Here is a 5,399-nt window from a genome sequence, read left to right on the forward strand (position 1 = left end):
CAGGGGCCGCGCGCAGCGGAGCCCGCCCGGCGCGCCACCCTGATCACCGGCTGGGGCATCGTCTACTACGCCTTCCCGGTGCTCCTTCCGCGCCTGACCGCCGACACCGGCTGGTCCGCCGACAGGGCGACGGGCGCGTTCTCCCTCGCGCTCCTGGTCTCGGCCGTCGTCGGGATTCCGGTCGGCCGCGTACTCGACCGCCGGGGCCCGCGAGCCGTGATGACCACCGGTTCCGTCCTCGGCGTACTCGCGATCCTGCTCATCGCCGCCGCTCCCACCCTGGCGGTCTTCGCCCTCGGCTGGATGCTCGCCGGGGTCGCCATGGCGGCCACCTTCTACCAGCCCGCCTTCGCCGCCCTCACGCGCTGGTGGGGACCCGACCGCGTCCGGGCGCTGACGATCGTCACCCTCGCCGGCGGCCTGGCCTCCACCGTCTTCGCCCCGCTCACCGCGGCCCTCGCCGAACACCTCACCTGGCGTCAGACCTACGGGGTCCTGGCCCTGATCCTCGCGGCCGTCACCATCCCGGCCCATGCCCTGGCCCTGCGCGCCCCCTGGCCGCCCGCGCCACGGGCCGATCCCTCGGCGAAGCACGGCGAACCGACGAAGGTCACCCGCAGCCGCCCCTTCCTCTTCCTGGCGGTGGCCTTCACCCTGTCCGGCTTCGCCATGTACGCCGTCGTCATGGGCCTGATCCCCCTGCTCACCGAGCGCGGCGCCGACCCGACGACGGCCGCCTGGGCCCTCGGACTCGGCGGAGCCGGCCAGACCTTCGGCCGGATCCTGTACTCGGCCCTGTCCGCCCGTACGTCCGTCACGACGCGCACCGTCACCCTCGTCGCCCTCGGCGGCGCCACCACGGCAGCCCTCGCCCTCGTTCCGGGCCCGATGCCGCTGCTCGTCGTCCTCTCGGTCCTGGCCGGAGTGGTCCGGGGCAACCTCACCCTTCTCCAGGCCACCGCCGTGACCGACCGCTGGGGCACCGAGCACTACGGCCGCCTCTCCGCCCTGCTCGGCGCACCGGCGCACATCGCGGCAGCGCTGGCCCCCTGGGCGGGCGCGGCCCTCGCCGCTCCGCTCGGCGGCTACCCCCAGCTCTTCGCGGCCCTCGCCGTACTCGCCGCCCTGGCCGCGTGCTCGGCGCTCGGCGCGGGTGTCCGTCCGTCAGGGGGAGACGGCAGCTGACGCCCGGCGGTTCGGCGAGTGTCCGCAGGGCGGGCTCCGACGGCGCCGGGCGGACCGGCGCGGAAGCGGGTCAGGTCGTGGCGGCCGCCGGGAGTTCGGCGGGTACCGGGCGGGTGTCTCCGGCTATGGGCAGGGTGAGGACCATCGTCAGGCCGCCGCCGGGGGTGTCCTCGGCGGTGAGGGTGCCGTCCATGGCCTCCAGGAAGCCTCTGGCGACGGCCAGCCCGAGGCCCACGCCGGCGCCCGCGGGGGCGTCTCCGTACCGCTGGAAGGGTTCGAAAATGCGGTCCTTGGCCTCGTCGGGGACACCGGGTCCGCGGTCCACGACGCGCAGTTCGAGGCGCTCGGCGAGGGAGCTGGCGGACACCAGGACGGTCTCGCCGGCGGGGTGGTACTTGACCGCGTTCTCGACGATGTTGGCGACGGCCCGCTCCAGGAGGCCGCGGTCGACGGAGACCATGGGCAGGGTCTCGGGGATGTCGAGGACCACGCTGTCGTCGGGGACCCCGGCCAGGGCCATCGGGACGACCTCGTCCAGGTCGGTCTCGCGCAGGAGCGGGACGACGGTGCCCGTCTGGAGGCGGGACATGTCGAGGAGGTTCCCGATCAGGTGGTCGAGGCGGTCGGCACCGTCCTCGATGCCTTCCAGGAGGTCGGCCCGGTCTTCCTCGGACCACTCCACGTCGGCGGAACGCAGGGACGTGACGGAGACCTTGATGCCGGCGAGCGGGGTCCGCAGGTCGTGGCTGACGGCGGCCAGGAGCGCGGTACGGATCTGATGGCCCTCGACCAGCCGGCGGGCTTCCTCGGCCTCGTCGACGAGGCGCCGGCGGTCGAGCACGACGGCGGCCTGCGCGGCGAAGGCACCGAGTACGCGCCTGTCCTCGGCCGGCAGGACCCGGCCGGTCAGGGCCAGGGCCATGTTCTCGCCGATGGGCATGTCCACATCGGCGTCCTCGGGGCGGGCGACGGGGGTGCGGCCGGTGCTGCCCGCGCACGTCCACGGATCGACATCGGTACCGCGCTCCAGCAGCGCCACGGACTCCATCGCGAAGGTCTCGCGCACCCGCTCCAGCAGTGCGTCCAGGGCGGTTTCGCCGCGCAGGACGCTGCCGGCGAGGAACGAGAGGATCTCCGATTCGGCGCGGAGCCGGGCCGCCTGGTGGGTGCGCCGGGCGGCGAGGTCGACGACGGAGGCCACCGACACCGCGACGCCCACGAAGATCGCGATCGCCACGATGTTCTTGGGGTCCGAGATGGTGAACTCGTGCAGCGGCGGGGTGAAGTAGTAGTTCAGCAGCAGGGACCCGAAGGCCGCGGAGGCCAGGGCGGGCAGCAGCCCGCCGAGCAGGGCCGCCGCCACCGTGAAGGTCAGGAAGAGCAGCATGTCGTTGGCCAGACCCAGATCGGGCACGAGCCGGTTCAGCAGGACGGTGAGCAGCGCCGGGCCCGCGACGCCGACGACCCAGCCCCAGATGAGGCGGGACCGGCCGAGCTGCGCCCCGCGCGCGACCGGCAGGCTCCGGCCCTTGGCGGCCTCGTCGTGGGTGACGATGTGGACGTCGAGGTCGGGGCCCGATTCGCGGGCGACGGTGGCACTGACACCGGGTCTGAAGACGGACTGCCAGGAACGTCTGCGGCTGACTCCGAGGACGATCTGCGTGGCGTTGCACCCGCGGGCGAACTCCAGGAGCGCATCGGGGACGTTGTCGCCTATGACGTGGTGGAAGGTGCCGCCGAGGTCCTCGACCAGGGTGCGCTGGACGGCGAGTTCCTTGGGCGAGGCGGCGGTCAGCCCGTCGCTGCGGGCGATGTAGACGGCCAGGACCTCGCCGCCCGAGCCCTTCTCGGCGAGGCGGGCGGCGCGGCGGATGAGGGTGCGGCCCTCCGGGCCGCCGGTGATGCCCACGACGATGCGTTCGCGGGCCTGCCAGGTGGAGCGGATGCCGTGCTCGCCCCGGTACTCCCGGAGGTACTCGTCCACCCGGTCGGCGACCCAGAGCAGGGCGAGTTCGCGCAGGGCGGTGAGGTTGCCCGGCCGGAAGTAGTTGGAGAGGGCGGCGTCGACCTTGTCGGGCTTGTAGATGTTGCCGTGGGCCATGCGGCGGCGCAGCGCCTGCGGGTCCATGTCGACCAGCTCGATCTGGTCGGCGCGCCGCACCACTTCGTCGGGGACCGTCTCGCGCTGCCGCACGCCGGTGATCGTCTCGACGACGTCGCCGAGGGACTCCAGATGCTGGATGTTGACGGTCGAGACGACGTCGATGCCGGCCCGGAGCAGTTCCTCCACGTCCTGCCACCGCTTCGCGTTGCGCGAACCGGGGACGTTGCTGTGGGCGAGCTCGTCCACGAGCGCCACCGCGGGGCGGCGCCGCAGGATCGCGTCCACGTCCATCTCCGTGAACGTGGAGTCCCGGTACGCGAGTTCGTGCCGGGAGATCTGTTCCAGCCCGTGCAGCATCACCTCGGTGCGGGGGCGGTCGTGGTGCTCCACGAAGGCGACGACGACGTCGGTGCCGCGCTCCACCCGGCGGTGGCCCTCCGAGAGCATCGCGTACGTCTTCCCGACGCCGGGGGCCGAGCCCAGGTAGATACGAAACGTGCCGCGTCCCATGGTCATGCCATCCCTCTGTTGCGTCATCCCTCGAAGCGGTAGCCCATGCCGGGCTCGGTGATCAGGTACCTCGGGTGCGAGGGGTCCGCCTCCAGTTTGCGGCGGAGCTGGGCCATGTATACGCGCAGGTAGTTGGTGTGCTCGGAGTACGTCGGTCCCCACACGTCCAGCAACAGCTTGGCCTGGGTGATCAGCCGGCCGGGGTGGGTGATGAGGATTTCCAGGATGTGCCATTCGGTGGGGGTGAGCCGCACCGTGCGATCCCCCCGCCTGACCTTCTTGGCGACCAGGTCGACCGTGAAGTCCTCGGTCTCGATCACGGCGAGCTCGCCGGACGGCATCGGGACCTCCTGACGGCGGACGGCGGCCCGCAGTCGCGCGAGCAACTCGTCCATGCTGAACGGCTTGGTGACGTAGTCGTCGGCCCCCGCGTCCAGGGCGCGGATCTTCTCCTCGGAGGTGTGGCGGGCGGAGAGGACGAGGATCGGCACCCCGCCGGTCTTCCGCACCTCCCTGATGACGTGGATGCCGTCCATGTCCGGCAGACCGAGGTCCAGCAGGATGAGGTCCGGCTTGCGCGTGGCCGCCAGTCTCAGAGCGGTCTTTCCGTCGGGAGCCGTCTCCACCCCGAACTTCCGCGCCTCCAGGTTGATCCTGAGCGCTCGGACGAGCTGGGCGTCGTCCTCCACCACCAGCACCTTGATCATCGGTGTGGGGCCTTCCTCTTTCAGTGGATGCGGGTCGGAGCCGGCAGGACGCGGAAGCGCCGCGTCCCGCCGGCTCCGGGATGTCTGCCGGGGGAACGTCAGCCCTTGGCCAGTGCCTTGAGCGCGGTGTTGAGGGCGAGGACGTTGACGCGGGGTTCGCCCATGAAACCGAGGGTGCGGCCGGTGGTGTGGGCGGCGACGAGCTTCTCGACCTGCTCGACGTCCAGCTTGTTCCGCTCCGCGACCCGGTGGATCTGGAGCTCGGCGTACGCGGGGGAGATGTCGGGGTCGAGGCCGGAGCCGGAGGAGGTGACGGCGTCGGCCGGCACGTCCTCGGGCCCGACCCGGTAGGAGGCGGTGGAGTTGTCCGCCACGACGGCTTCCTTGGCGGCGAGGACCTGGGCACAGAGGGTGCCCTCTTCCTCGGTGCACTTTCCGTCGACGGAGCCGTTGTCGGCGGAACGGTTGGTGGCTCCGGAAAGGAGCAGCGAGTACTGGGTGTTGACGGAGTTGGCGCCGAGGCCGTTGGAGGGACGCGGCTGGAACCACTTGAGGTCCGGCTCGGCGGCCTCCTTCGCGTCGTTCGGGTCGCGCTTCGGCAGGTTGTAGCTCTGCCCGATGAGGGAGGAGCCGACGACCCGGCCGCTCGCGTCCTTGAGCTCGGAGCCGTTGGCCTCGTGGCCGAAGGCGGTCTGGGCGATGCCGGTGATGGCGAGGGGGTAGAGGACCCCGCACAGGACGGTGAGGACGAGGAGGGCTCGCAGGCCGGCTCCGATGAGGCGGGCGGTGTTTCCCAGTGAGTTGTTCATGTGTCAGCCCAGCCCGGGGATGAGGGAGATGATCATGTCGATGAGCTTGATGCCGACGAACGGGGCGATGAGGCCGCCGAGTCC

The 5,399-nt window shown here is 71.8% G+C and carries 4 protein-coding genes; 1 reads left to right on the top strand and 3 read right to left on the bottom strand.

The window, feature by feature from the left end:
* Positions 1 to 1,185, top strand: a 1,185-nt coding sequence (locus ACWGDE_RS20175) for an MFS transporter (RefSeq protein WP_453390359.1), incomplete at its 5' end; no start/stop codon positions are given.
* A gap of 70 nt (positions 1,186 to 1,255) precedes the next feature.
* Here the strand turns inward: ACWGDE_RS20175 and ACWGDE_RS20180 are convergent.
* The 3 genes from ACWGDE_RS20180 to ACWGDE_RS20190 form a co-directional block, all read right to left on the bottom strand.
* On the bottom strand, positions 1,256 to 3,799 hold the full coding sequence (locus ACWGDE_RS20180; protein ID WP_453390362.1) for a DUF4118 domain-containing protein: 2,544 nt from the start codon (positions 3,797 to 3,799) through the stop codon (positions 1,256 to 1,258).
* 23 nt (positions 3,800 to 3,822) lie between these two features.
* Complete coding sequence (locus tag ACWGDE_RS20185; protein ID WP_453390360.1) at positions 3,823 to 4,506, bottom strand: response regulator; 684 nt, start codon at positions 4,504 to 4,506, stop codon at positions 3,823 to 3,825.
* Between the two features lie 98 nt (positions 4,507 to 4,604).
* Positions 4,605 to 5,315: a potassium-transporting ATPase subunit C gene (locus ACWGDE_RS20190; protein ID WP_453390361.1), complete on the bottom strand. Its 711-nt coding sequence runs from the start codon at positions 5,313 to 5,315 to the stop codon at positions 4,605 to 4,607.
* Between the last annotated feature and the right edge of the window lie 84 nt (positions 5,316 to 5,399).

It is taken from the genome of Streptomyces sp. NPDC054956, assembly GCF_053609185.1.